The sequence below is a fragment of the Pseudomonas sp. LBUM1643 genome (assembly GCF_059716215.1).
The window spans coordinates 4,019,960-4,043,174 of record NZ_CP166813.1 but is presented as its reverse complement, the minus strand read 5'-3'; the positions used below and the strand labels follow the sequence as shown (position 1 = coordinate 4,043,174).

Sequence of the window (23,215 nt, the reverse complement as noted above, 5' to 3'; positions counted from 1 at the left end):
GCGCAAAAAGCCGTGCCGAGGGCTCCACTGGCGCCGATCACCAGCGCGCGATAACCCTCGCCAAGCGAGACCATGGACAACGCGTGGTTCATGGACTCGCTCCGGCGCCCTGGCGACGAAAGAACAACGTCACCTGACCGACCTCTACCCCGAACTTGGACATGCTGGTGCGGTTGATCAAGGTGTCCTCGTCCATCAAGTACATCCAGTCGTCCATGCTCATTTCGTAGGTCGAGTCGTCGACCGGCAGGTTCAGGCGATAACGCCAGTGCAACGTGTTGCCAGCGACCTGGCCCTCGGCGACACCCACCACATCGTCCGCGCGCCCGCTCCAGCGGCCCTGGCCCTCAGGCGTCAGGGTCCAGACACGGCGTTGGCGGGTGCCGTCGCTGTACAGGAAGCGCTCGTCGAGAATCAGGTTGTTGCCCTCACGACGGCTGACGATATTGACCTCGAAACGCTTGGCCACCTCACCACCGCGCTTCTGAAACATCCCCCAGGCTTTGACGGGCTGGCTGAAAAAATGCGCCAGATCCAATGCTGGTTTTTGATCCGCATAACGGGCGACGTCCACGCTGCCGCAGCTCGCGACGCTGAGTACCAGTGTCAGTAACAACAGTAATCGGGTCATTGCCTTACTTCCTGAGTGCACAGGTGATGAGGGTGAATTGGCGAACTATGTGGTTGTACAGTTGGCAGTATCTGTACAGTTCTGTCGCCGTCCAATGATTTGCAGGAACTCTTGGCGTGTCGTCGAACTGTCGCGAAAGGCGCCTAGCATTGATGCGTAAAGGTCAATCGATAGCGAAAAAGTTGTACGAAATTTAGTTTGTTGTATAGGTTTTATTCAAGATAGGCGTAAAAAAGTCACCTGACAATGATCGGCAATCTTTTTTAGGCAGATGCGAAAACCTCACATCCCAGAGCGTGAGTTGCGCTGGTGAAGGGACGGTGAGCGGGGGCGGATCAGGTTTGGTGTGTAGCCCGTCGAACTTTTGAATGAGCAACGAAAGTTGGCGGCACCGCTGAAGCGCAGGTAGTCGGCCACTTCCTCTTTGCTGATTGGACCTGACCTTGCCCGCTGTTCCGATGAAGCTTATAGTCCGCCCCGTCGCCCACAATGGCGATTCAGGTTTGGCGACTTGATCGATCGGGTGCGACAGCTCTGTGCTTTTTGCAGGTGCTGTTGCACGCTCGCAAAAGCTGTCCTTTATGGCAGCTGTGCGCGGGAGACCTTCGGGTCTGCCGGTTTTCCGATCCCGGTTCGCCAACCTGCGTACAGCTGTCACCCATTCGTTTGGCGACGATTGGGGGCAGTCAACTTTTGCTTGATCGGAGTTTTACCTATGGACAGATACACCCCCCTTTCCGGACTCGACGAGATTCCGGCTGCGCTGCTCATCGATACCCAAGCCCCACTCGACGTCCTCCAGGCCATGGCCCATTACCGCATTCGCACGGTCACGCAGGTGCTGGAAAACATCGCCTTCCGCGCCGAGATTGGTTGCGACACTGTCGTGCTGGCGGACTTTTCAAAACTGCTGGCCATTCCACTGCGTGATGGTTGTGATTTGATGGAAGTGATTGGAAAACGTATACGGGCGCAGGCGTCGGAGTAAATAAAAACGGGCACCTTGAAGGTGCCCGTTTTTTTGTGGTCTTCGACACCGTCGCAACGTTGAATGGCTAGTCGGGAAGCTCGACGTAGCTGGATTCACCCCCACCTGTGGCTCCCGACAACCAACCCCATACGAAGGTCAGCGTGGTAAGGCCTTCGTGATCAACGCCAACAGTGACGCGAGACCAGCTAGCAAGCATTTCGCTCTCCGTGGAATCGACCCGAAGCGGACGGTGGCGACGGGCAGAAAACGGCCAGAAGCAGCCGCTTGAATGGGATCGCTTTCGGCTCATCGTCTACAAGCGACCCAGAAACGTTCATCCCACTAACTGCTGTTGCCTAACATGAAAAAGCCCACGTGGGCGGGCTTGGGGGAACTCACAGTAAACCGCGCTGATCCATCAGTTAATGGCGCGTCTGGAAGAATCCTTCAATCCGCACGAAATAAGATAAATGGTTGCTCACATAGGGCAGAAGGGGCAAGCAAACGAATTTATCCACGTCCAGAACGTGCATCGAAGTATTGTTGACTATTTCGAAGATAGTAGCTTTCTAACTTCGGCAATCATCAAGTCAATGTCGAATGGCTTTGCCAACACCGCATCAAACAGGTCCGATCTCTGCATACCGATGTGCGCCTGAGCACCGCTCATCAAGATGATCGGCAAATGATTGTTGGAAGGAAGGGCTCGGACAGCTGTGGCGAATTCCAGGCCGTCCATGACCGGCATCATAAAGTCGGTAATGACCAAGGCAGGCCGTTCTCTATCCAGCACCTCAAGTCCTTTTCGACCATTACTCGCCGTTACCACCATGAACCCTTCATCCTCCAGCGCGAAGCTGAGAATGTCAGCGATCAAATACTCGTCGTCGACGACCAGGATGGTTGTCATGTTAATTCAACCCGCACAAAGGCTTAAGATGTTGAACCGGGCGATGACTCAGCGGGGACTGATGGTTCATATCTTGAAGCCTTTTTCAGGAAAACGTCTTGATCACGAATGACGACCTCGAAGCGCGAAGGGTCGTAAGAGCTGTCTCGTACCTTAAGAATGGAAAGCGTCCTTCTTAGTTCAGACTGATTCTCAGAGAACCGCATGAGCATGAGGTTGTCGACGATACTGGACAGATCAGAGTTCGGTGCGCTGACCTCGGAGCCAAAAAGATCGCGCATTTCCCAAGAGGCAAATACCGTAACGCCCCTGGATCGCAGTTCGTTCATCAAAGCGCTGAAGAAGTCAGTAATCCGCGCCGGATTTGTCGAGACTCGCGTCATACCACTAAGGCTATCGATGAACAGGCGCTTGATGCCCTTTTCTTCAACAAGACTCAGTAGTCGTGCACCCAACCCATCCAGCAATCCCTCAGTAGTAGGCTGCCAAGCAATGCTCAGGGCGCCGCTGTCTTCCATTTTTTTGATATCGATACCCAGGGATTGGCCTTTGAGTCGCAACCGTTGTGGGCTTTCGTAGAAACCAAAATGTAGACCCGGCGCCTCCACAGTCGACTCAGCCAGAAATTTGAGGCCCAGTGTTGTTTTACCAATCCCGGACGGGCCTATTACCAGAGTCACACTGGAACTGTGCAAGCCTCCGCCTAAGATGTCGTCCAGTGATTCAATTCCACTGGCGATACGGGTCATGTCGGCGCTGTCGGGGGACGACGGGTGGCTGTAGAGACTTTCAAGTCGTGGGTAAACCACCAAGCCATTTTCGGTTATTTCACACTCGTGAAGACCAGTCATTGCGGAGCTGCCGCGAGTTTTACGAAGCTGAATTCGACGCACTGAACGAGTGCCATATAGCTCCTCACCCATCTCTATCACGCCGTCAACCATGGTGTGCTCAGGACTGCCATCGTCGAGGCGAGAGCTGGTAAGAAACAGCACCGTGCAACCAGCGAAAGCAGCATGACCTTGCAGCTCTGAAATGAATTTCTTGGTATCGATGGGCGAATCAGCTTTCGACCGCGCATTGAGCAAACCATCTACGACCATGACCGTGGCTTTCTGGCGGCTTATTTCGCGTCGAAGCAGCTTCACAACCTCATCCAGGCCTTCGTTTTCCAAGGTGTCAAAAGCACTGACAAACTGAATTTCGACGCCGACCTTAGATGAGTCGAAAAAGCTAAGGGTAGAAAGAAACTGAAAAAGACGGTCATGCGATTCAGCCAACAGGGTGGCGACCAGAACCCGCCCCCCGTTATTCGCATGATGAAACCCAAGCTGGTTCGCGAGGATGGTTTTTCCAGACCCCGGGCGTCCCTGGATTATGTATGAAGCCCCCTCGACCAGCCCGCCCTTGAGCAGAGCATCGAGCCCTTCTATTCCGCTTTGAAGGCGTTTTAGCTTTTCCACAATGCGACCCTGATCCGAAAAACAATCTATTTATACCAAGTTAATGGAATGCTAACGCCAATTCTGCTTCGGAGCCATTCAGGTTGAGTGAAAAGCTGGAGCGACATCGCACTCTTGGTGTCGTAAGAGATGCTCACGAGCGCCTGCTTTTGGCCGATTTCTGCCTGTCGCGACCGGCTGAAAACGGCCAAAAAGAGACAGTGGACATTACCCATTTCAAGGCGCTAGCGTCAGCCCCTTCAACTCGAGGGCTACACCATGGATGTTATTGCCCACTACTCAAATGAACACCATCGCCCTTGTGTCGTGGATCTCTGGGAAAACGTTTTCGGTTACGAAACCGCGCATAACACCCCCAGCCTTGCTATCGACAAAAAACTAGCCGTTAAGGACGGTCTCTTTTTTGTCGCATTGGCAGGAAATGAGGTTGTCGGCACCGTTCTCGCGGGATACGACGGCCATCGTGGCTGGCTGTACTCGGTTGCGGTGCATCCCGCACATCGTCGAAAGGGCCTTGGCGCAAAACTTGTGCATCATGCTGAGGACGCCTTGACTGTACGTGGCTGCATGAAAATCAACCTGCAAATCGTCAGCACAGATGAAAGCGTCAAAACCTTTTACGAGTTTCTGGGCTACTCGACCGAACCGCGCATCAGCATGGGGAAAAAGATCGAGGCGAACATTGTGATGCCAGAAAAGAAGCCTAGGTGAGTGTCCGCCAAGAGTCGGTTGCGGCACTTCGAGAGCAGGCTGCGACCGGCCAGAAGCAGACATCCAGTTCACCTGGAAACGCTACCCCCGTAGGGTGTGCTGTGCGCACCATTGCGTTAGCCTGACCACCGCTTGGTGCGCATGCTAATTTTGGGCGAGCGAGCTGCGGCGAGCTGCCGTGATTCCGACGGGTTGAACGATCAACAAAATCCTCTGGAGAGGAAATTCTGAGCGCCTTAGGCCACCCCTAGCCATTGCCCGCTGGCGCATTGTGAGGGCGGCAACGGCTTCAATGAGATCCTTAGGCCTAAAAACGTCGTGGGATCGCGACTTCTCACACATCGCCGCCCAATTGCTAGGCTATATTCAGATAGGGTAAGGCCTTGGGCACATGCCTCGCGGTCATGATCCGCTCGACACCACCTCCACGCAGATGATCGGCCGTGACCTTGGACATGGCATCGCTGTCATCACCACCAGCACTCGTGTGCGTGATTTCAGCGGAGCTACGTCCATCATCGCGGAAACGGTCCTCGCTCTCAGTGTCCATCTGACGGGGGCAGCGTAACCCAGGGGGCTTGGAACAATTCATGTCCAAGAGGCTTGGCGCGGCCTTGTCATTCATTTGGCATTACGGAATAGTCTGCATGACGGCCAAGAGACCGACGCCTCAGAAGGAGCGGTGATGACAACATCAAGCAATTTCGGCTTCTCCGAAAAGCCCACTATTCTTGCGATTGATGACTCGCCCGACAACCTCTGGCTACTGTCCGGCCTGCTGAAGGATCAATACCGGATCAAGCTTTGCGGCTCCGGCGAGAAGGGCCTGGCGATTGCGCGCGGTGAGGTACCGGACCTAATCTTGCTCGACGTGATGATGCCCGGCCTGTCTGGTTACGAGGTCTGCCTTCAGCTCAAGGCCGATCCGGCCACGCAGCACGTTCCGATTATCTTTCTGACCGCTATGACCAGCACGGCAGACGAGGAACGAGGTCTGGCGCTGGGTGCGGCAGACTTCATCACCAAGCCGATCAATCCGCCCATCGTGTTGGCTCGAGTCGCCACCCAACTGCAGGCCAAGGCCGGGGCTGACTTTTTGCGCGACCAGAACAAGTTCCTCGAAGAAGAGGTGCAAAAGCGTGCGCGCGAGATCACCGCGATCCAAGACGTCACCATCCTGGCCATGGCCTCGCTTGCCGAAACGCGCGACAACGAGACCGGCAACCACATCCGGCGCACCCAGAATTATGTGCGCGTACTGGCCCAGGCCTTGCGCGAGCGGGTCCCCCGATTGCGTGAGCAGCTCTCCGATCACAGGATCGACTTACTGTTTAAGTCGGCGCCACTGCACGATATCGGCAAGATCGGGATCCCGGACCGCATCTTGCTAAAACCGGGTCGCTTCGAGCCACACGAATTCGAGATCATGAAACGGCACACCACACTGGGCCGCGACGCCATCCAGCATGCTGAGGACATGCTCGGCGTGCCCGTGGAGTTCCTGCAATGTGCCAAGGAGATCGCCTACAGCCACCAGGAAAAGTGGGATGGCAGCGGCTATCCGCAAGGCCTGTCTGGCGAAGCGATCCCACTGTCGGCCCGGATCATGGCCGTCGCCGACGTCTATGACGCATTGATCAGCCGTCGCGTTTACAAGGACGGAATGTCGCACGAGCAGGCGCTGGGCATCATGCGCGAGGGCCGCGGCTCGCATTTCGATCCGGACATCCTCGACGTGTTCCTCGCTCTGGCAGAGGAGTTTCGGCGGATCGCGGAACGCTTTGTTGATTCCGATGCGGACATCGCCCAGAAGGCGCAAGACCTGGCCCTGGCCAAGGGCGACGGCAGCTTCGCCGACTGAATGACTCCCACCGCAAGCAGGGCCGCGAAACCAACCCGCACGAGTTCGCCTATTGCCAAGCGCAGAGAAAAGCGGCCGATTCTCTGAAAGTCGACAGCGGACCTTCCGATCGGGATCGTTCTCGAGAACTGCACTACCACCCAATTGTTCGGAACAAAGACCATGAATCAGATTCCGTTGCACAGGAGGTCCATCAAGACGCAGTTTGGCTTGCTGCTGGCCGGTGTGGTCGCCGCCTTGCTGGTACTGTCTCTTTGGTCCTACCGCGCGCTGAATATGGTCGCAGTTAACGGCGACCTGTACGGCCGAATTCTCGCCGGCGAGAACCTCGAAGCAGATGTCCTTCCGCCGCCGCAGTACATCATCGAGAGCTTCTTCGTCGCGAATCAGTTGCGCGGCGCCGCCCCGGCCGAGCGCCCCGAGTTGATTGCGCGGCTGGAACAGCAGCGCGAGCGCTTCTACAGCGGACAGCGACAGTGGGCCCATAGCCAACTTCCGCAGTCGTTGAAGGACAACATCAACCGTGACGTGTTCACGCCCGCCGATGCTTTCTTCACCGAATGGGAGACCGTCTTTCTGCCGGCTCTGACGCACGATGACACGGCAACCATCAACCAATCCTATCGGCGTCTCACGGCGCACTATGAAAACAACCGCGCGGCGGTCGAGCGTTTGGTCAGCGCGCTGGATCCGTATCGCGCGGGCCTCGAAGCCGAGGCCGAGGCTACGATCCGCAACTCCATCGTCGGCCTAGGCCTGCTGGCCGTCTTCCTGCTCTGCGCAGCGGTTGCGTTGGTACTGCGCCAAATGGCCAATACGATCGAACGCAATCTTCAGCAGCAAGCGGCACTGACGCAAGCCACGCGCACTGCCAACGCTGAACAGACGGCAATGTTCGAGGCTGCCACGTTCGGCATTGTATTTTTCAAGAGCGCGGTCATCGTGCGTTGCAACAGCCAATGCGATGCGCTGTTCCGCTGCGGGCCCGGTGGGCAAATCGGCAAGTCTGCTCGCTCCTGGTACGACTCAGAGGAGGCCTTTGTCCAGAGCCTCGACGAGGTCTACGCACAGTTATCAACCGGGGCCACTTACCAGCGTGAACAGGAACTGTCGCGGACCGATGGAACGAGCTTCTGGTGCGAACTCAGCGGCTCGGCCATCGACCCTCAGGACCTGAGCAAGGGTTCGGTGTGGGTGCTGAGTGACGTCACGGCACGCAGAGCCGCGGAGCACGCGCTTGCCGACGAACGAGAGCGGCTGCTGCAGATCCTCGAAAACAGTCCGGTGGGCGTCGTCATCAGCTCGGAAGATGGCAACGCCGTTTTTGCGAATCATCAGATGACGCAGCTGCTGGGCCGGTCTATGGAAGAGCTGTTGGCAGGCAACAGCTTTTCGTTGTGGAAGCATCCGCAGAGCATCGAGCAGTTTGTCGAACGGCTGCGCCGCGAAGGCATCGTCAAGGACTTCGAGACGGAACTGGTGGGCAAGGACGGCGAAGCTCACTCCGTGCTGGTCAGCACCAGCCGTAGTTGGCAAGGCGAGGCCAGCCTCTTGGTTAGCTGGATTTATGACGTGACGGAACGGCAGAAGAACGAAGAAGCTGTGCGCATCGCCAACGCTGAGCAGTCGGCGATATTCGATTCCGCAACACTGGGCATCGTCTTCATCAGAGCTCGCACCATCGTACGCAGCAACCGCAATCTCGATGCGCTGTTTCGAACTCACGAAGGCGCGCAGATTGGCCAATCCACGCGCGCCTGGTATCCCTCGGACGAACAATTTGCCGAGGAAGGACGAGCCATCTACGAACGACTTGGGCGTGGCGAAATATACCGGCGCGAGCAGGTGCTGGTGCGTGCTGACGGCACGCGCTTCTGGTGCCAAGCCAGTGGAGCGGCCATAGACTTCAACGACTTGTCCAAGGGCACGGTGTGGATGCTGGAGGACATTACCGAACGTAAGACCGCGGAGCAGATGCTCAGCAATGAGCGGCAACGCCTTCAGCAAATACTGGAGAACAGCCCCGTGGCTGTTGCCATTTCCACCGAGGATGGGCACTCCATCTTCGCAAACCACCAGATGACGCAGTTGATTGGCCTGAGCAAGGAGGAGCTGCTCCAAAGCAATATGGCGTCGCTGTGGCAGACCGCCCGGAGCCGCGAGAATCTCGTCGCGCTGCTGGGGCGGGATGGCATCGTCAAGAACTATGAGGCCGAGCTGGTGGGGCAGGATGGCCAGTCGCGCAACGTATTGGTTAGTGCCAACCGCCTGGTTCAGGAGGGAACGGTAGAACTGATCAGCTGGATTCATGACATTACCGAGTTTCGCGCGATGGCCAGTGCATTGGCGATCAGCGAACAGCGCTTGGACCTCGCCCTGAGCAGCAGCAATATCGGCCTGTGGGACTTGAATGCCGTCACCGGCGAGCTTTACACCAATGCGACCTGGTCGACCATGGTGGGCTATCTGCCCGAGGACCTGGATGTCCTATACGGGCACACCTATGAACGCTTCAAGGCCATCCTCCATCCGGAAGACGCTTCCAGCGTGGAAGCAGGCCTGGCGCATGTCGTTGCTGGGCCGCAATCTGATTTCCGGAGCAAATTTCGGTTGAAGAACACTTCCGGTGAGTGGACCTGGGTCATGGCTAAGGGCCAGGTTGTTGAGCGTGACGATTCGGGGCAGGCCATTCGAATCGTGGGCACCCAGACCGACCTCACGGAGAGCAACCGGGCAGAGGAAGAGCTCAGGAGAATCAATTTCCTCAGCGATCAGGCCTTGGGCCTGACCCGGTCGGGCTACTGGCATGTCCCGCTCGATGGCTCCGGTTGGTACAACTCGTCCAAGCGTGCGGCTGACATTTTTGGCGACATTCCGAACGAAAACTTCCGCTATCGCGTGGCCGAGGACTGGCTCGCCAATGTCGCCGCCGGCGACCCGGCACATGCCGCAGCAACAGGACAAAACTTCCAGGATGCCATTGACGGCAAGGTTCCGGCCTATGATTCCATTTTCGCCTATAAGCGCCCAATCGACGGACGCATTGTCTGGATTCATGCCTATGGCACGGTGTTCTGCGACGCGGATGGCAAGGCCACGGACATGTATGGCGTCACCCAGGACGTGACTGAATACATCAGGATCCAGCAGGAGCTGGTCAAGGCTACGGAGATCGCCGAGGGAGCTACCAAAGCCAAGAGCGATTTCCTGGCCAATATGAGCCACGAAATCCGCACACCGATGAACGCGATCATCGGCATGTCGCACCTCGCCCTACAAACCGCGCTGGACAAGAAACAGCGCAACTATGTGGAGAAGGTGCACCGCTCGGCAGAGAACCTGCTGGGCATCATCAATGACATCCTCGATTTCTCAAAGATCGAGGCCGGCAAGATGTCCATTGAGCAGGTGGATTTCCGGCTCGAGGATGTCTTGGACCATGTGGCCAATCTGATCGGCATGAAGGCGGAGGACAAAGGCCTGGAGCTCTTGTTCAACTGCGGGGTCGATGTGCCGACCGCTCTCGTGGGAGATCCGCTGCGCCTGGGCCAGGTGCTGGTCAATCTGTGCAGCAACGCGCTCAAATTCACCGAGCACGGCGAAGTCATCCTCGGCATTGAGGTCGCCAGCCAGGAGTGCGGCGAGGTTGATCTGCATGGCTGGGTCCGCGACACCGGCATAGGCATGACACCCGAGCAGTGCGCCAGACTGTTCCAGTCTTTCAGCCAGGCCGACAGCTCCACCACGCGCAGGTACGGCGGCACGGGTCTCGGCTTGGCGATCTCGCGCACGCTGGTGGAGCTGATGAATGGGCGCATCTGGGTGGAGAGCGAACCGGGTCGCGGCTCGATCTTTCACTTCCAGGCCCGCTTCGGCCTGCAGGCTGAGCCGATGCCGCGGCGCATGTTCTGCGCCGAGGAATTGCTCGGGGTTCGCACCTTGGTAGTTGACGACAATGCTGCTGCGCGCGAGATTCTTTCCACCATGTCGCGCCATTTCGGCTTGGAGGTGGATGTGGCACATGACGGCGCGGAAAGTCTGCGCATGATCCAGGCCGCCCATGAGCGGCAATTGGACTATCAACTCGTCCTGATGGACTGGAAGATGCCCGGCATGGACGGCGTCGAAGCGGTACGCCGGATTCAGGCCCTGGACCACGTGACCGGCCCCGCGGCCATTATGGTGACCGCCTTCGGTCGCGATGAGGCCGTGAGCTCGGCGCTCAGTACTGGCACCCACCTCAGCGCGGTGCTGACCAAGCCGATCACGGCCTCGACCCTTCTTGAAGCCGTGGGTGAGGCACTGGGCAAGGGACGGATTTTGCACAGCCGCGCTGAATCGAAGGCCCAGGGACAACAACAACTCACCGCGCAACTGCGCGGCGCCCGCGTTCTGTTGGTAGAGGACAATGACTTGAATCAGGAACTGGCGCAGGAGCTTCTGGGCCAGGCCGGCATCGAAGTGGTTCTGGCCCAGCATGGCCAGGAGGCGCTGGACATCTTGGCGCGCGACAGCGTCTTCGACGGCGTGTTGATGGATTGCCAGATGCCCGTGATGGATGGCTACGAAGCGACGCGTCATCTGCGTGCACAGCCGCAGTTCGCTCAACTTCCGATCATTGCGATGACGGCCAACGCGATGGCGGGTGACCGCGAAAAGGTCATCGCTGCGGGCATGACGGATCACATCGCAAAGCCGCTGCGAGTGGACGATATGTTGGGCTGTATGGCGAAGTGGATCAAGCCGGCGAGGCCTCAACCCCTTGGCGTCTTTGTGCCGTCGTCCGCGGCTGAAGAACTGCCGCCTCTACCCGGCATCGACGTACAAGCTGGCCTGACCACCTCACAGCAGAACATGGCCTTGTACCGGCGTCTGTTAACCAAGTTCGCCACGGGCCAAGCCCACTTTGCCGAGAGCTTTGCCCAGGCCCGGCAGGACCGCAGCGAAGCCAATGCGGCGATCCGCTGTGCGCACACCCTACGCGGCGTGGCGGGCAATATCGGCGCGATGGACGTAGCCTCCGCCGCAGCGGCGCTAGAGCAAGCCTGCACGCAAGGCGCAAGCGACGAGAAGATTGGGGTTTTGCTTGCAAAGACACTTGCCGTGCTCCATCCGGTGCTCGCAGGGCTGCAGGGAGTGGCGTCGGCGACCGTATCGCAAGCCCCCGCGAGCCGGCCCAGCGTACCCCCATCAGCCGAGACCACTGCAATGCTGGGCAAACTGCGCCAACTGCTGCTGGACTGCGATTCAGAGGCAGGCGATCTGCTTGATGCGCTGATCGAACGTCTGAGCGCTGAAGGCCTGGCCTTGGCTCAGGCGCTTGTGCCGGTTTCGCGAGCAATCCAGAACATCGACTTCGATGCCGCGCTCACCAAGCTTGAGGCCGTCTTGGCCGAAAGCGAAAAAAGGTATGGCTAGCTTTCTGCGTAAGCCAGGAGAGCGGAGCCTGGGTATACGCGGGCTGATTCCGGTGATCGTCTGCTTTTGCCCATAGCTGCTTGTCGCGACCGTCCGCTTTTGGCCGATTTCTGCCGGTCACGACGAGCCGAAATCGATCTGCAGCAAGCGCTTGGCGCTACCTGCAAACCATGAATCTGGCCTATGGAGGCGGCTTGATCCAGTGACGGTGTACGCGCATCTTCGTGATGCAAGTATTGGCGCCTCACCCGGGAACCGGCGGGAACTCACCATAACTTCCATGTGTAATCGACATTCACCCGCAGCTCATTGTCATCCCGATGGCTGGCCTGGGCGCTGAAGTCGTTGCGGTACCAGGCGTTGCGCACCCGCAGGGCCAGGCCTTTGAGAGGCGTGCCCTGAAGCACATAGTTCAGTTCGATGTCCTTTTCGCTTTCTTTCAGGTTGCTGCCGCCCAACTTGGGCAACTCGATATTATCGCCGCTAACGTAGCGCAGCACGCCATTGAGTCCGGGCAGACCCAGGGCGACAAAGTTGTAGTCATAGCGCACCTGCCAGCTGCGCTCCTTGGGATTCAGAAAGTCGGAGCTCAGGGAGCCCTCGGTGATCACCAACGGCTCGGTGCCGAACAGGTACGGCATGCCTGTCTTGCCGCTCAGTTGCATGTAGCCGGCGCCGAATTTGTGGGCTCCCAGGCTGTACGTCAGCATCAGGGCGGCGTTGCGGTTGTCCACTGTGCCTGCTTTGGCCGCGCCGTCCTCACCCGTGACAAACAGGCGGAAGTCGCTTTTCAGGCTGCCGGGGCCCATCGGCCGATTGTCGACAAAGCCATAGAAGTCCTTGCGGTACAGGTCCGCGAGTTCTGCGTGGTAGTACTTCAGCGTCAGTTGCGGTGACCAGGCGTAGTCGCCTCCGAGGAATGAAAAGCGGTCGGACTCAGCCGCACCCTTGAAGCGCCCGTTGGGCGAGGCCACCGACATTTTCTGGTAGTCGGTGGAGTCACGTAGGTTGATGCGGTCGAGCCAGCCGACGTGCAGGGTCAGCTTGTCGATTTCCTGGGACTTAAGGTACGCGCCGCGAAACGTCTGTGGCAGCAGGCGAGTAGGGCTGGCGAAAGCGATCGGAAGGAACGTGCTGATGGTGCCCAATTGCAGCTCGCTTTTCGACGCCCTGACTTTGGCCGTCAGGCCCAGCTCCGAATATTCATCGGCTGGCTCACGGGTGGTGCCGCTAAACGGTAGCAGGCCGGTACCGGTGCGAGCGCGTGAGGAATCCAGGCGCACACCCAGCAAACCTTGAGCATCAAGGCCGAACCCCACCGGCCCTTCCGTAAAACCGGAACGCACATTGAGAATGAAGCCCTGCGCCCATTCGCGGGCGGCGGCCTGAGGCGTGGCATTCACGTAATTGCGGTCAAAGTAATAGTTGCGCATCACCAGATCGGCGTGGCTGTCGTCGACAAAACCGCTGGCGCAAGCCTGACCAAGGGATAAAACGCAGGCGCCGGCGCTGAGCGCCCCAAGAGAATTCCTGAGCATGGCAGTGTTCACTTTTATTGTTGTTGGAATAAGCCCGCGCCCATCGCGACGCGGGGTGTAACGGGTAGAAAGTCAGTCGGCTTGCGAGCCGTTGCGCCGCACTGACAGGTAAAACATCGCCAGCGCCGCTATGACAATCCCCGGTGCCGAGGCCAGCATCACCCCGGTGGTGCCGGTGCCCAAGGCGAGCATCTTGCCGGCCACCAACGGGCCGCTCATGGCGCCCAATCGGCCGATGGCGACCGCGCAGCCGACACCTGTCGCACGCACGGACGGACGATAGAAATGCGGTGCCAGGGCATACAGCACGCATTGCCCGCCCGTGGCGAAAAAGCCGGCAACGAACCCGGCCACCAGCATGCTCTGCAGCTGACTGGCCAGACCCAAGGCGGTCAGCGAAGCGAGAATGCCGAGATAGATCAGTGCCGACAGCGCCCAGGCCGGCAAGCGGTCCATGACCCAGCCCAGCAGCAAGGTGCCGGTCGCTGCGCCAATTTGCAGCGCCAGCATCACCCAACTGGCCTGGCGACCGCTGAAACCCTGACCGATAAGCAAGCTGGGCAGCCAGTTGATCAGGATGTAAACCACCATCAGGGTAAAGAAGTAGCTGACCCAGATCATTGCCGTTGGCAGCGCTGCGCCATCGCGGAACAGACCCTGGACCACACTGACGGGCGCCGTGTCCTTGATGCTGCGAAACAGCGCCGACTCCGGCAGGTAAAGCCCCAGCATCGGCAAGATCAACAGAGGTACGACGCCGCCGACGTAGAACACCACCTGCCAGCCACCGGTCAGATCGGCGATGCCAATGCAGGCCGCCAGCGCAGCACCCAGCGGCACACCGCAATACATCAGGCTCACGGCGGTGCCACGCAGGCGTGGGCCAGCCACTTCGCTGCTAAGGGCGATCAAATTTGGCAAAGCAGCGCCCAATCCCACACCCGTCAGGCAACGGGCGACCAGCAGGCTGTTGAAGTCCCAGGCCATGGTCGTGACCAGCGAGAACAATCCGAACAGGGCTACCGACGCCATCAATACACGTTTACGGCCGATACGATCAGCCAGCAAGCCGCCTAGGAAGGCACCGGGCAGCAAGCCGAAAATGCCGGCGCTGAAGACCCAGCCCATGTGTAATTTATCCAGTTGGAAAGCCGCCGCCATACCTTGGGCGGCGATCCCCGAGGCTTGCAGGTCCAGGCCTTCCATTAGCGCGACGAGGAAACACAGACCGATGGTCCGCGCCATGTGTAACGGTGTTATCACGTTTAGCGATGTCATATGGAATACCCGTTTTATTGTTGTAGTGGGCAAAGCAAACCCGTCCGGCCGCTACGTGGGCGACCAGCCGGGGGTGATGCGCGGTTCAGCGTTTGAGCAGATCCAGCGCCACGTCGACGATCATGTCTTCCTGACCGCCGACCATCCGGCGCTTGCCCAGCTCGACGAGGATGTCGAGGGTCTTGAGGCCGTACTTGGTAGCGGCGATTTCAGCGTGGCGCAGGAAGCTTGAGTAAACCCCGGCATAACCCAGCGCCAGGGTTTCGCGATCCACCCGTACCGGACGGTCTTGCAACGGACGAACGATGTCGTCGGCGGCGTCCATCAGCGTGTAAAGGTCGGTACCGTGGTTCCAGCCCAGGCGTTCAGCGGCGGCGATGAACACTTCCAGCGGCGCGTTGCCGGCACCGGCGCCCATGCCGGCGAGGCTGGCGTCGATGCGGTCGCAACCTTCCTCGACCGCGGTGATCGAGTTCGCCACGCCCAGGCTCAAGTTGTGGTGGGCGTGCATGCCGGTCTCGGTTTCCGGTTTGAGCACGGCTTTGAACGCACGGAAGCGGTCGCGGATGTCCTGCATGTTCATCGCACCACCGGAGTCGGCCATGTACACGCAGGTGGCGCCGTAGCTTTCCATCAGCTTGGCTTGGGCGGCCAACTGCTCGGCCGGGATCATGTGGCTCATCATCAGGAAACCGACGGTGTCCATGCCCAGCTCACGGGCGTACTCGATGTGCTGTTTCGACACATCCGCTTCGGTGCAGTGAGTGGCGATGCGCACCACCCGGGCTCCGGCGTTGTACGCGGCTTTCAGGTCGTGCACCGTGCCGATGCCCGGCAACAACAGGGTGGTGATCTTGGCGTGGCTGATGACGTCGGCGGCCGCTTCGATCCACTCCAGGTCGGTGTGCGCGGCGAAGCCATAGTTAAAGCTCGACCCTTGCAGACCGTCACCATGGGCGACCTCGATCGAGTCGACCTTGGCCTTGTCCAGGGCGCGGGCGATGTCCTGCACGTTCTGCAGCGAATATTGGTGACGCACCGCGTGGCTGCCGTCGCGCAGGGTCACGTCGGAGATATAGAGTTTTTTGCCGGGGTTAAAAGTCATGTCGGTTTCCTCAGGCGTTCAGCATCGACTGCGCCATGCGCTCGGCGGTGGCCAAGGCTGCGGAGGTCATGATGTCGAGATTACCGGCGTAGGCCGGCAGGTAATGGGCGGCGCCTTCGACTTCGAGGAACACCGAAGTTTTCAGCCCGGAGAACGTGCCCAGGCCCGGAATGTGCAGCGGAGTGTCTTCAGGGATAACGTCGAACTGCACGTGTTGTTTCAGGCGATAACCTGGCACATAGGCCTGTACGGCAACGGCCATCTCGAGAATGGACGCCTCGACCTCAGCCTGATCGGCTGCCTCGGACAACACAAACACCGTGTCGCGCATCATCAGCGGGGGCTCGGCCGGGTTCATCACGATGATCGCCTTGCCCTTGGCCGCGCCGCCGATCACTTCGATGGCCTTGGAGGTGGTTTCGGTGAATTCGTCAATGTTGGCGCGAGTGCCGGGGCCGGCCGATTTGCTGGCAATCGAGGCGACGATTTCGGCGTAGTGCACCTTCGCAACACGTGACACGGCGGCGACCATCGGGATCGTTGCTTGCCCGCCACAAGTGACCATGTTGACGTTGAGCTGAGCGAGGTTCTGCTCCAGGTTGACCACCGGCACGCAGTACGGGCCAATGGCCGCGGGCGTCAGGTCAATCAGGCGGATGCCGGGTTTGATCGAGCGCAGAAACGCGTCGTTCTTCACATGGGCGCCAGCCGAAGTGGCATCGAACACGAAGTCGATGTCCTTGAACGCGTCCAGGCGAGTCAGGCCTTCAACGCCTTCGTGGGTGGTGGCCACGCCCATGCGCTGGGCACGGGCCAGGCCATCGGAGGCCGGGTCGATGCCGACCATGACGGCCATTTCCAGGTGTTTGGCGTTGCGCAGGATCTTGATCATCAGGTCGGTGCCGATGTTGCCGGAACCGATGATGGCGACTTTGAGTTTGTTCATTGTTGATGCCTCATTTGCACGCAAATCGCCGATCACTCGGCAGTGAAGTCCACACCAACCCGGCCAAGGCCTTCGATCTCTGCCTCGAAACGATCACCGGCAGCGACCGGCACCATCGGACCGAGTGCGCCGGTGAGAATAATGTCGCCCGCCCGCAGCGGATCACCCAGGCGAGCCATGGTGCAGGCCAGCCACACGGCCGCATTGAGTGGATGGCCGAGGCATTCGGCGCCACTGCCGCTGGACACTTCTTCGCCATTGCGGGTCATGCGCATGCTGGCCTGGCGCAGGTCGAGCCCATCGATACGTCGAGCCGGGCCACCCAATACAAAGCAGCCACTGGAGGCGTTGTCAGCCACGGTATCGACGAAGCGGATGTTCCAGTTCTGCACCCGGCTACCAACGATTTCCAGTGCCGGGACGACCCAGCCGGTGGCCGCCATCACATCGGCGAACGTGGTGTCGGCCCGGGGCAGATCGCGGTCGAGGATCAAGGCTATTTCCGCCTCGATCTTCGGTTGCAGCACACGATCTACGGGCACGCTTTCGTTGTCGCCGTAGCACATGTCGGCGAACAGGGTGCCGAAGTCCGGTTGGTCGACGCCCAACTGCGCCTGCACCTTGGGATTGGTCAGGCCGATCTTGCGCCCGACTACACGTCGGCCGCTGGCCACGCCGTGGGCGACGTTGAGCCGCTGGATGGTGTAAGCGGCCTCGGCGTTGTCTTCGCCGATCTGCTCGCGCAGGGGCGCAATGGCTTCGTTGCGGGCTTCGGCCTGACGCAGGTCGGCGGCGAGCTGTTCCAGGGTGTCTTGAATAGGGTTCATGTCAGCCTCGGTGATCAGTGGGTCAGGAAGTCCAGGACCATGCGGTTGAAGGTCTCGGCGTGTTCCCACTGGGCCCAGTGGCCGCAGCGATTGAACACGTGCAGTTGTGCCTGGGGCAGGCCGGCCAGCAGGCGCAGGCCGGTGTCCATGGGCACGAAGCGATCTTCGCGGCCCCAGACGAGCAGCGTCTGGGCGGTGATTTCGTGCAGGCGGTGGCTGAAGTCCGGGAATTGCTTGGGATTGAGGGTGCTGCTCTTGACGAAATTTTCCAGGTGATCGCGGCGCGCCAGGATGTTGTCCAGGCGGGTCTGGAATAACTCTTCGGTCAGACTGCTGGCGTCGAAGACGAAGACGTTCATCATCTTCTTCAGGTTTTCAATGGTCGGTTCGCGGTACAGCGCGCCGATCAGCTTGATGCCTTCGGTAGGTTGCGGCACGAAGGCGCTTGGGCCGCCGGTGCCGCCGCCCATCAGTATCAGTTTGCCGATGCGCTCAGGGTAGGCGAGGGCGAAGGCTACGGTGCTGTGGCCGCCCATGGAGTTGCCGATGATGTGCACACGGTCCAGATCCAGCGCATCAACCAGCCCCTTGAGGGCACGGGCGTTGAGGTCTGAGCGCGAGCTGTCGCAAACAATCGGGTCACTTTTGCTCCAGCCCGGGCAATCCATCAGGATCACGCGGAAACCGGCGGTAACCAACGGTTCGATGTTGCGATGGAAATTGGCCCAACCGCTGGCACCGGGTCCGGAACCGTGGAGCATGACCACGGTCTCGGCTCCCTGACCCACGTCGTTGTAATGCAGTCGCAGCTTCAACTCGCCTTCGCTGATGTCGACAAAACGGCTGGTAGAGGCTTCGGTGAAAGCTGGCGCAGTGGCAGTCATGGCAGTGTTCCTCAGATTCAGTGGTTGTTGTTCAGCGGCTGGGCGCCAAGGGCGGCGAAGCCTGCGATCCATTCGGGAATCGGACGGTAGTAGCGCCCTTCGGTCTGATAAGGGCCGAAGGCGCAAAGGGCCGCGAAGGCGGCGACCCAGGTTTTCACTTCGTGAGTGGACTTGCCGGCCAGTGACGACAGTTCGTCATTGCCCAGGGCATCGAGGTCGCTCAGGCGACCCTGTTCCAGGGTGTCGAGAAACTGCTGATCCCACGTGGGATTAAGCGGATGCAGACTGCGTTGGTCTTCAACGAAATCCCGGGCGGCCTGGATCACGCGCTCCTGGCGCGCCTGTCGCTCATCAGCCGGCAATTGGCGACCGCTGCCCATCAGTCGATCGGCCATACGCGCATCGACCTTGGCCAGTTCCGGCACCGGAGGTTGATGGGACAGTCCCCCGGAAGCCAGGAACAGCACGCGCTTGTTCAGCGACTGCGCCCACTGGCCGATCGCTTCACCGAGCAGGCGAGCACGCTTGAAGCCGGGCAACGGCACGGCGACCGAATTGATGAACACCGGAATCACCGGGCATTCCCTTAAACCGCCCAGCAACAGCTCCAGCGGTTGGGCGAACGCGTGGTCGACCTGCATGCGATAGGAAACGGCAGCGTCGACACCGGCATCCAGGACCGCCTGGGCGCAGGATTCGGCCAGCGTTTTGGGCACGTCCAAGGGGCCGGCGGCGGTGTCGAAATCACCGATGGCGTGGGCGGCCATGCCGATGCAGAAGGCCGGCATCACGTCGTAGAAAAAGCCGTTGTAGTGGTCGGGGCCGAAGAGCACGATCAGCTCCGGCTCGAAGCGGGCGATGCGCTCACGGGCATCAGCGATCATGCCCTCGACCTCGGCCAGCACGTCGGGCGTCGGATCGACGTAGCCCACCAACGGCGTATGGGATAGGCAATGCAGATAAGCGCTCATGTCAGGCCACCTTGCTGGCGGGGATCGCCACTTCGGGTTGCGGCAGGGCCTTGATGGCCAGGGCCAATTCATCACAGGCCTGGCCGACGGTTTGCGGAATGGCCAGGCCGGCAAGGAAGCGATCCGGACGCACCAGGGCAATCGAGGCCGAACCGCGGGCGAACCATTCCTTGAGGCGGCCGGTGCTGTCACCGATGCGGATCACCCCTTGGCTGACGTCACTGGCGGCTTTGAGTTGGACGTCCGGCAGTACCTGGATAAAACGCGTGCCTAGTGCTTGCCATTGATCGATCTGTGCAGGCGTCAGGCCCCAGGTCGGGTCGCAGCCCCAGGCGATAATCGCGAAGTTCTCGCCGATCACCTCATCCAGCAACACGGTTTCGCCAGCTTCGGTCAGTACCCGGGGCTGAATGAACATCTTGCCCACGGGTGAGCCTTTTTCGCCGGGTACGATCAAGGCGCCCTCGGTGTATTGCGGCATCGGCTTGAAGCGCATTTCCACGAAGTAGCGTTTGACGGGCGGCACATAGTTGAGCAGCCACGACAAACCATCACGCAAGGTGCCTTGCCAGCGTTTTGGCGGTGCCAGCACGTGGCCGGCCAGCACCGAAAGGTCGATCATCGCCTTGGCGTGGTCACGGCGTTCCTGTTCATAGCTGTCGAGCAGGCTGTCGGCGGCCAGGCCTTTGATCACCAGTGACAGTTTCCAGGCCAAGTTGGAGGCGTCGCGCATGCCGCTGTTGTAACCCTGTCCCTGCCATACCGGCATGATGTGCGCGGCATCGCCGGCCAGCAGCACCCGGCCCTCACGGAACCGACCGGCCAGGCGAGCGTTGTGGGTATAGACGCGGCTGCGGATCAATTCGATGCGATCCGGATTTGGCAGCACCTTGGCCAGCAGCTTGCGCATGTTCTCGGGTTTGCTCAGTTCGGCTTCGGTCTCGCCAGGCATGACCATGAATTCGAAACGGCGAACAGCGTGGGGCAGGGCGGCTGAAACGTAAGGGCGCACCGGGTCGCAGCACAGGTAAACATGGGGCGTGCTCAGCGGGTCGTTGGCGATGTCGACAACGATCCACTGATTAGGCGCGGTCTTACCCTCGAAACTGATGTTCAGACTGCGTCGCACCAGACTGTTGCCACCGTCGCAACCAATCAGATAACGGGCCTGAAGGCGCTCACCGCGACCGTTCTGATCCTTGAGGTTCAGCACTACGCCGCTGTCATTGTGTTCGAAGCCTTCGAGCTCACGGCCGAACAGCACCTTGACGTTGTCAAAGCGCTGCAGGCCTTCGAACAGTACGCGGTCGGCCAAGGGCTGGATGAAGGCGTTGCGGCGCGACCATCCGAACTCATCGGTCTTGGGCTGTATATCGGCAAAGCAGCGACCCCTGGGGGTCAGGAAGCGCATGGCGTGCCAGGGAGTGGTGTGCGGCAGCACGTTGTCGGCCAGGCCGACGGCCTGGAAAGTACGCAGGCTTTCGTCGTCCAGACCGATGGCGCGGGGGTAGTCGATCAGGCTGTCGAGCTTTTCCACCAAGGTGACGTTCACACCACATTGGCCCAGGTAATTGGCGATCATCAAGCCGACAGGTCCGGCACCAACGATGGCGACGTCGGTGGTCAGGTCCAATGTGGATGGAGTGGGTGCAGAACTCATGGTCATCTCCGTACAGCGCTTTTGGATTTCTTGTTGGGCGCAGTATGGAAATCACAAGGCTGGTCGACAACGACAACCCTTGTTAGTGTGCACTGAGTGCACATGATTGATTTACAACAATAAAGGACCAAAACATGAGCGAGACCGAATACAAAGCCGTGCGTGGCCTGATGCGAGGTCTTGCACTGATCAACGGCTTGAACCGCTTCGACGGCGGCGCCAGCACCGCGCAACTGGCGGAGCAGAGCGGGCTGCACCGCACCACCGTGCGCAGGCTGTTGGAGACCTTGCAGGCTGAAGGTTATGTACGGCGTAGCGAGTCGGATGACAGCTATCGATTGACGCTGAAAGTTCGCGAACTCAGTGAAGGTTTTCGCGATGAACAATGGATTTCCTCCATCGCCGCCCCCTTGCTCGGCGAGTTGTTGCAGGAAGTCATCTGGCCGACCGACCTGTGCACGCTGGACGGCGATGCCATGGTCATTCGCGAGACCACCCATCGCTTCAGCCGCCTGTCGTTTCACCGATCCATGGTTGGCCGGCGCCTGCCGTTGCTGATGACCGCGACCGGACGTGCATACTTTGCGTTCTGCCCACCCGCCGAGCGGGAAGAGCTGATCGAATTGATGATCGGCCGCGAAGATGAACAATCACCGCTGGCCGCCGACCGTCGTTTTGTCGAGCGACTGGTGGAACACACCTTGGCGAAGGGGTATGGCGAAAACAATTCACACTGGGGCAAGGAGCGCAAGATCGCCGCCATTGCGATCCCGGTCATGCACGAGGAGCGGGTGATGGGCTGCCTGAATCTGGTCTACATCGCCAAGGCGATGCCCATTGAGGAAGCTGCGCGCCGTTATCTGCCCGCGATGCAGGGCGTAGTGAAACAGATCCAGGTTCAATTGGGTTGATGTCGCCTGCGTCTGACAGTCAACTCACAGGGTTCTGTTTTGCGGTTTTGCTGAAAAGCCCGTTCGCCACCAGCGCCTATCCGGGGCCTTGCCTGCCTGTCGATAATTCCTCATCACATGTTCGCCGGTGCTGACTTGGTAGTCCGGCCGCAACGTCTGTTCTGTACGGCGCACGAGAGGTATTTGCAGGGTTCATTCTTCCCTGGGTTTCAGGGGGGAGCGCCTATTAGTGCCTGAATGTGTGTGGGGCCACCGCTGTCCATGTCACGCAGGTAGTAATTCAGGAATCAGAATGCGTGCCATGCGAGCGCTGCGATCCTTGCGGTCTTGCGCAGTGTCTTCGCTGTGCAGCAATGACAAGCTGATTTGATAGGCATAGATCAGATAAGCGCGATCGCAGGCTTCGCTCTGCGTCACGTCAGCTTGTATCAGAAGGCCCTCGATATAGTTCAGGCGATAGCGGTCGACTTCGTCGATGGCTTGCCGGGCTTTATCGTCCCGGCGTGCCCAGGCGCGTATCCCCAATTCAATGGCGGCGGCTTCGCGAGCGGTCTGGCCGTGGGAGGGCAGCTCTAGCAAGCGTTGCAATTGCTGGAGCGGTGAAGTGTGCGCGGTACGCAGTTGAAGGATGACATCCTCGGTCGCACGGGACCGCCAGTTGCCCAGAATGCCTTCGAGTAATTCACCACGGCTTTTGAAGTGGTAGTAAAAGCTGCCACGGGTGATCTTCAACTCCTTGGCCAAAGTGTCGACCCGAACGGCGTCTACGCCGCTGGTAACCAGGACATGCTGTGCGGCATGAATCCAATCTTCTCGAGTGAGACTGGTGCGTGTTGACATTGTGCTAGGGCCTTGTCCAACCAACTGGATGAGTGCCGGGGGCGGGTAGGGCGCCTCGGGCAAGGAAAAACATTCTAACGCCTGGCGGCTTTCCAGGCAGCCGCAATTCACAGGTGTATTGAACAGTTCTTTTTGTATACGGCTGACCGTTCATCATAAAGATACAGCTATGTATCCTACAAGAAAAATCATTTTCCCGCTCTAGCACCTGATTCTGCGCCCAATACAGACATACATGTCTGTATTTTGCGTGTTGACGTGCCTGGGTTTCCTCTCTAGCATACAGATACA

General features: G+C 59.4%; 18 protein-coding genes. 6 read left to right on the top strand and 12 right to left on the bottom strand.

Translation table 11 applies throughout. The features are described from left to right. Window positions 1-88: 88 nt before the first annotated feature. Entirely contained in the window at window positions 89-631 is a 543-nt protein-coding gene (locus ACA063_RS18105) for a DUF3833 domain-containing protein (RefSeq protein WP_497662770.1), read from the bottom strand. A gap of 715 nt (window positions 632-1,346) precedes the next feature. Between ACA063_RS18105 and ACA063_RS18100 the strand changes: the two genes are divergently transcribed. Beyond that, window positions 1,347-1,619, top strand: a complete 273-nt coding sequence (locus tag ACA063_RS18100) for a hypothetical protein (RefSeq protein ID WP_497662769.1) — start codon at window positions 1,347-1,349, stop codon at window positions 1,617-1,619. A gap of 529 nt (window positions 1,620-2,148) precedes the next feature. On the opposite strand, the gene ACA063_RS18095 is transcribed toward ACA063_RS18100, so the two are convergent. Then, window positions 2,149-2,511: a response regulator gene (locus tag ACA063_RS18095; protein WP_497662768.1), complete on the bottom strand. Its 363-nt coding sequence runs from the start codon at window positions 2,509-2,511 to the stop codon at window positions 2,149-2,151. Between the two features lie 23 nt (window positions 2,512-2,534). Then, a complete protein-coding gene (locus ACA063_RS18090; protein ID WP_497662767.1) occupies window positions 2,535-3,974 on the bottom strand; it encodes an ATPase domain-containing protein in 1,440 nt (479 codons plus the stop codon). A 258-nt stretch (window positions 3,975-4,232) separates the two neighbouring features. Here ACA063_RS18090 and ACA063_RS18085 point away from each other — a divergent pair, with 258 nt between their 5' ends. The 4 genes from ACA063_RS18085 (at window position 4,233) to ACA063_RS18070 (ending at window position 11,964) form a co-directional block, all read left to right on the top strand. After that, window positions 4,233-4,685 (top strand): GNAT family acetyltransferase, encoded by a 453-nt coding sequence (locus ACA063_RS18085; protein WP_497662766.1) that lies wholly within the window; start codon window positions 4,233-4,235, stop codon window positions 4,683-4,685. 391 nt (window positions 4,686-5,076) lie between these two features. Next, window positions 5,077-5,253: a hypothetical protein gene (locus ACA063_RS18080; RefSeq protein ID WP_497662765.1), complete on the top strand. Its 177-nt coding sequence runs from the start codon at window positions 5,077-5,079 to the stop codon at window positions 5,251-5,253. 117 nt (window positions 5,254-5,370) lie between these two features. After that, window positions 5,371-6,546 carry an HD domain-containing phosphohydrolase gene (locus ACA063_RS18075; protein ID WP_497662764.1) on the top strand — a complete coding sequence of 392 codons (1,176 nt, stop codon included), beginning with the start codon at window positions 5,371-5,373 and terminating at the stop codon, window positions 6,544-6,546. A gap of 162 nt (window positions 6,547-6,708) precedes the next feature. Further along, window positions 6,709-11,964, top strand: coding sequence for a PAS domain S-box protein (locus ACA063_RS18070; RefSeq protein ID WP_497662763.1), 5,256 nt, complete (start codon window positions 6,709-6,711; stop codon window positions 11,962-11,964). 266 nt (window positions 11,965-12,230) lie between these two features. Here ACA063_RS18070 and ACA063_RS18065 read toward each other — a convergent pair whose 3' ends face one another. The 8 genes from ACA063_RS18065 to ACA063_RS18030 form a co-directional block, all read right to left on the bottom strand. Further along, window positions 12,231-13,502 (bottom strand): OprD family porin, encoded by a 1,272-nt coding sequence (locus ACA063_RS18065; protein ID WP_497662762.1) that lies wholly within the window; start codon window positions 13,500-13,502, stop codon window positions 12,231-12,233. A gap of 72 nt (window positions 13,503-13,574) precedes the next feature. Beyond that, window positions 13,575-14,780, bottom strand: a complete 1,206-nt coding sequence (mhpT, locus tag ACA063_RS18060) for a 3-(3-hydroxy-phenyl)propionate transporter MhpT (RefSeq protein WP_497662761.1) — start codon at window positions 14,778-14,780, stop codon at window positions 13,575-13,577. A gap of 85 nt (window positions 14,781-14,865) precedes the next feature. Beyond that, window positions 14,866-15,885 (bottom strand): 4-hydroxy-2-oxovalerate aldolase, encoded by a 1,020-nt coding sequence (gene dmpG, locus ACA063_RS18055; protein WP_497662760.1) that lies wholly within the window; start codon window positions 15,883-15,885, stop codon window positions 14,866-14,868. 10 nt (window positions 15,886-15,895) lie between these two features. Further along, a complete protein-coding gene (locus ACA063_RS18050; protein WP_497662759.1) occupies window positions 15,896-16,831 on the bottom strand; it encodes an acetaldehyde dehydrogenase (acetylating) in 936 nt (311 codons plus the stop codon). 32 nt (window positions 16,832-16,863) lie between these two features. Beyond that, window positions 16,864-17,658 carry a 2-keto-4-pentenoate hydratase gene (gene mhpD, locus ACA063_RS18045; RefSeq protein ID WP_497336604.1) on the bottom strand — a complete coding sequence of 265 codons (795 nt, stop codon included), beginning with the start codon at window positions 17,656-17,658 and terminating at the stop codon, window positions 16,864-16,866. Window positions 17,659-17,672: 14 nt separating this feature from the next. Beyond that, window positions 17,673-18,542 (bottom strand): alpha/beta fold hydrolase, encoded by an 870-nt coding sequence (locus tag ACA063_RS18040; RefSeq protein ID WP_497662758.1) that lies wholly within the window; start codon window positions 18,540-18,542, stop codon window positions 17,673-17,675. A gap of 17 nt (window positions 18,543-18,559) precedes the next feature. Continuing rightward, entirely contained in the window at window positions 18,560-19,513 is a 954-nt protein-coding gene (gene mhpB, locus ACA063_RS18035; RefSeq protein ID WP_497336608.1) for a 3-carboxyethylcatechol 2,3-dioxygenase, read from the bottom strand. Between the two features lies 1 nt (window position 19,514). Next, window positions 19,515-21,173, bottom strand: coding sequence for a bifunctional 3-(3-hydroxy-phenyl)propionate/3-hydroxycinnamic acid hydroxylase (locus tag ACA063_RS18030; protein WP_497336610.1), 1,659 nt, complete (start codon window positions 21,171-21,173; stop codon window positions 19,515-19,517). A gap of 134 nt (window positions 21,174-21,307) precedes the next feature. Between ACA063_RS18030 and ACA063_RS18025 the strand changes: the two genes are divergently transcribed. Next, window positions 21,308-22,084: a DNA-binding transcriptional regulator gene (locus ACA063_RS18025; protein WP_223503036.1), complete on the top strand. Its 777-nt coding sequence runs from the start codon at window positions 21,308-21,310 to the stop codon at window positions 22,082-22,084. Window positions 22,085-22,348: 264 nt separating this feature from the next. On the opposite strand, the gene ACA063_RS18020 is transcribed toward ACA063_RS18025, so the two are convergent. Next, window positions 22,349-22,924 (bottom strand): TetR/AcrR family transcriptional regulator, encoded by a 576-nt coding sequence (locus tag ACA063_RS18020; RefSeq protein ID WP_223503034.1) that lies wholly within the window; start codon window positions 22,922-22,924, stop codon window positions 22,349-22,351. Window positions 22,925-23,215 lie beyond the last annotated feature (291 nt).

Bases quoted from the DNA above. Each gene is read 5' to 3' on its own strand.
- mhpB (WP_497336608.1), bottom strand. From the start codon at position 19,513: ATGAGCGCTTATCTGCATTGCCTATCCCATACGCCGTTGGTGGGCTAC.
- ACA063_RS18030 (WP_497336610.1), bottom strand. From the start codon at position 21,173: ATGAGTTCTGCACCCACTCCATCCACATTGGACCTGACCACCGACGTC.
- ACA063_RS18040 (WP_497662758.1), bottom strand. From the start codon at position 18,542: ATGACTGCCACTGCGCCAGCTTTCACCGAAGCCTCTACCAGCCGTTTT.
- ACA063_RS18070 (WP_497662763.1), top strand. From the start codon at position 6,709: ATGAATCAGATTCCGTTGCACAGGAGGTCCATCAAGACGCAGTTTGGC.
- ACA063_RS18080 (WP_497662765.1), top strand. From the start codon at position 5,077: ATGCCTCGCGGTCATGATCCGCTCGACACCACCTCCACGCAGATGATC.
- ACA063_RS18085 (WP_497662766.1), top strand. From the start codon at position 4,233: ATGGATGTTATTGCCCACTACTCAAATGAACACCATCGCCCTTGTGTC.
- ACA063_RS18065 (WP_497662762.1), bottom strand. From the start codon at position 13,502: ATGCTCAGGAATTCTCTTGGGGCGCTCAGCGCCGGCGCCTGCGTTTTA.
- ACA063_RS18100 (WP_497662769.1), top strand. From the start codon at position 1,347: ATGGACAGATACACCCCCCTTTCCGGACTCGACGAGATTCCGGCTGCG.
- ACA063_RS18025 (WP_223503036.1), top strand. From the start codon at position 21,308: ATGAGCGAGACCGAATACAAAGCCGTGCGTGGCCTGATGCGAGGTCTT.
- ACA063_RS18050 (WP_497662759.1), bottom strand. From the start codon at position 16,831: ATGAACAAACTCAAAGTCGCCATCATCGGTTCCGGCAACATCGGCACC.
- dmpG (WP_497662760.1), bottom strand. From the start codon at position 15,885: ATGACTTTTAACCCCGGCAAAAAACTCTATATCTCCGACGTGACCCTG.
- ACA063_RS18095 (WP_497662768.1), bottom strand. From the start codon at position 2,511: ATGACAACCATCCTGGTCGTCGACGACGAGTATTTGATCGCTGACATT.
- ACA063_RS18020 (WP_223503034.1), bottom strand. From the start codon at position 22,924: ATGTCAACACGCACCAGTCTCACTCGAGAAGATTGGATTCATGCCGCA.
- mhpT (WP_497662761.1), bottom strand. From the start codon at position 14,780: ATGACATCGCTAAACGTGATAACACCGTTACACATGGCGCGGACCATC.
- ACA063_RS18075 (WP_497662764.1), top strand. From the start codon at position 5,371: ATGACAACATCAAGCAATTTCGGCTTCTCCGAAAAGCCCACTATTCTT.
- mhpD (WP_497336604.1), bottom strand. From the start codon at position 17,658: ATGAACCCTATTCAAGACACCCTGGAACAGCTCGCCGCCGACCTGCGT.
- ACA063_RS18105 (WP_497662770.1), bottom strand. From the start codon at position 631: ATGACCCGATTACTGTTGTTACTGACACTGGTACTCAGCGTCGCGAGC.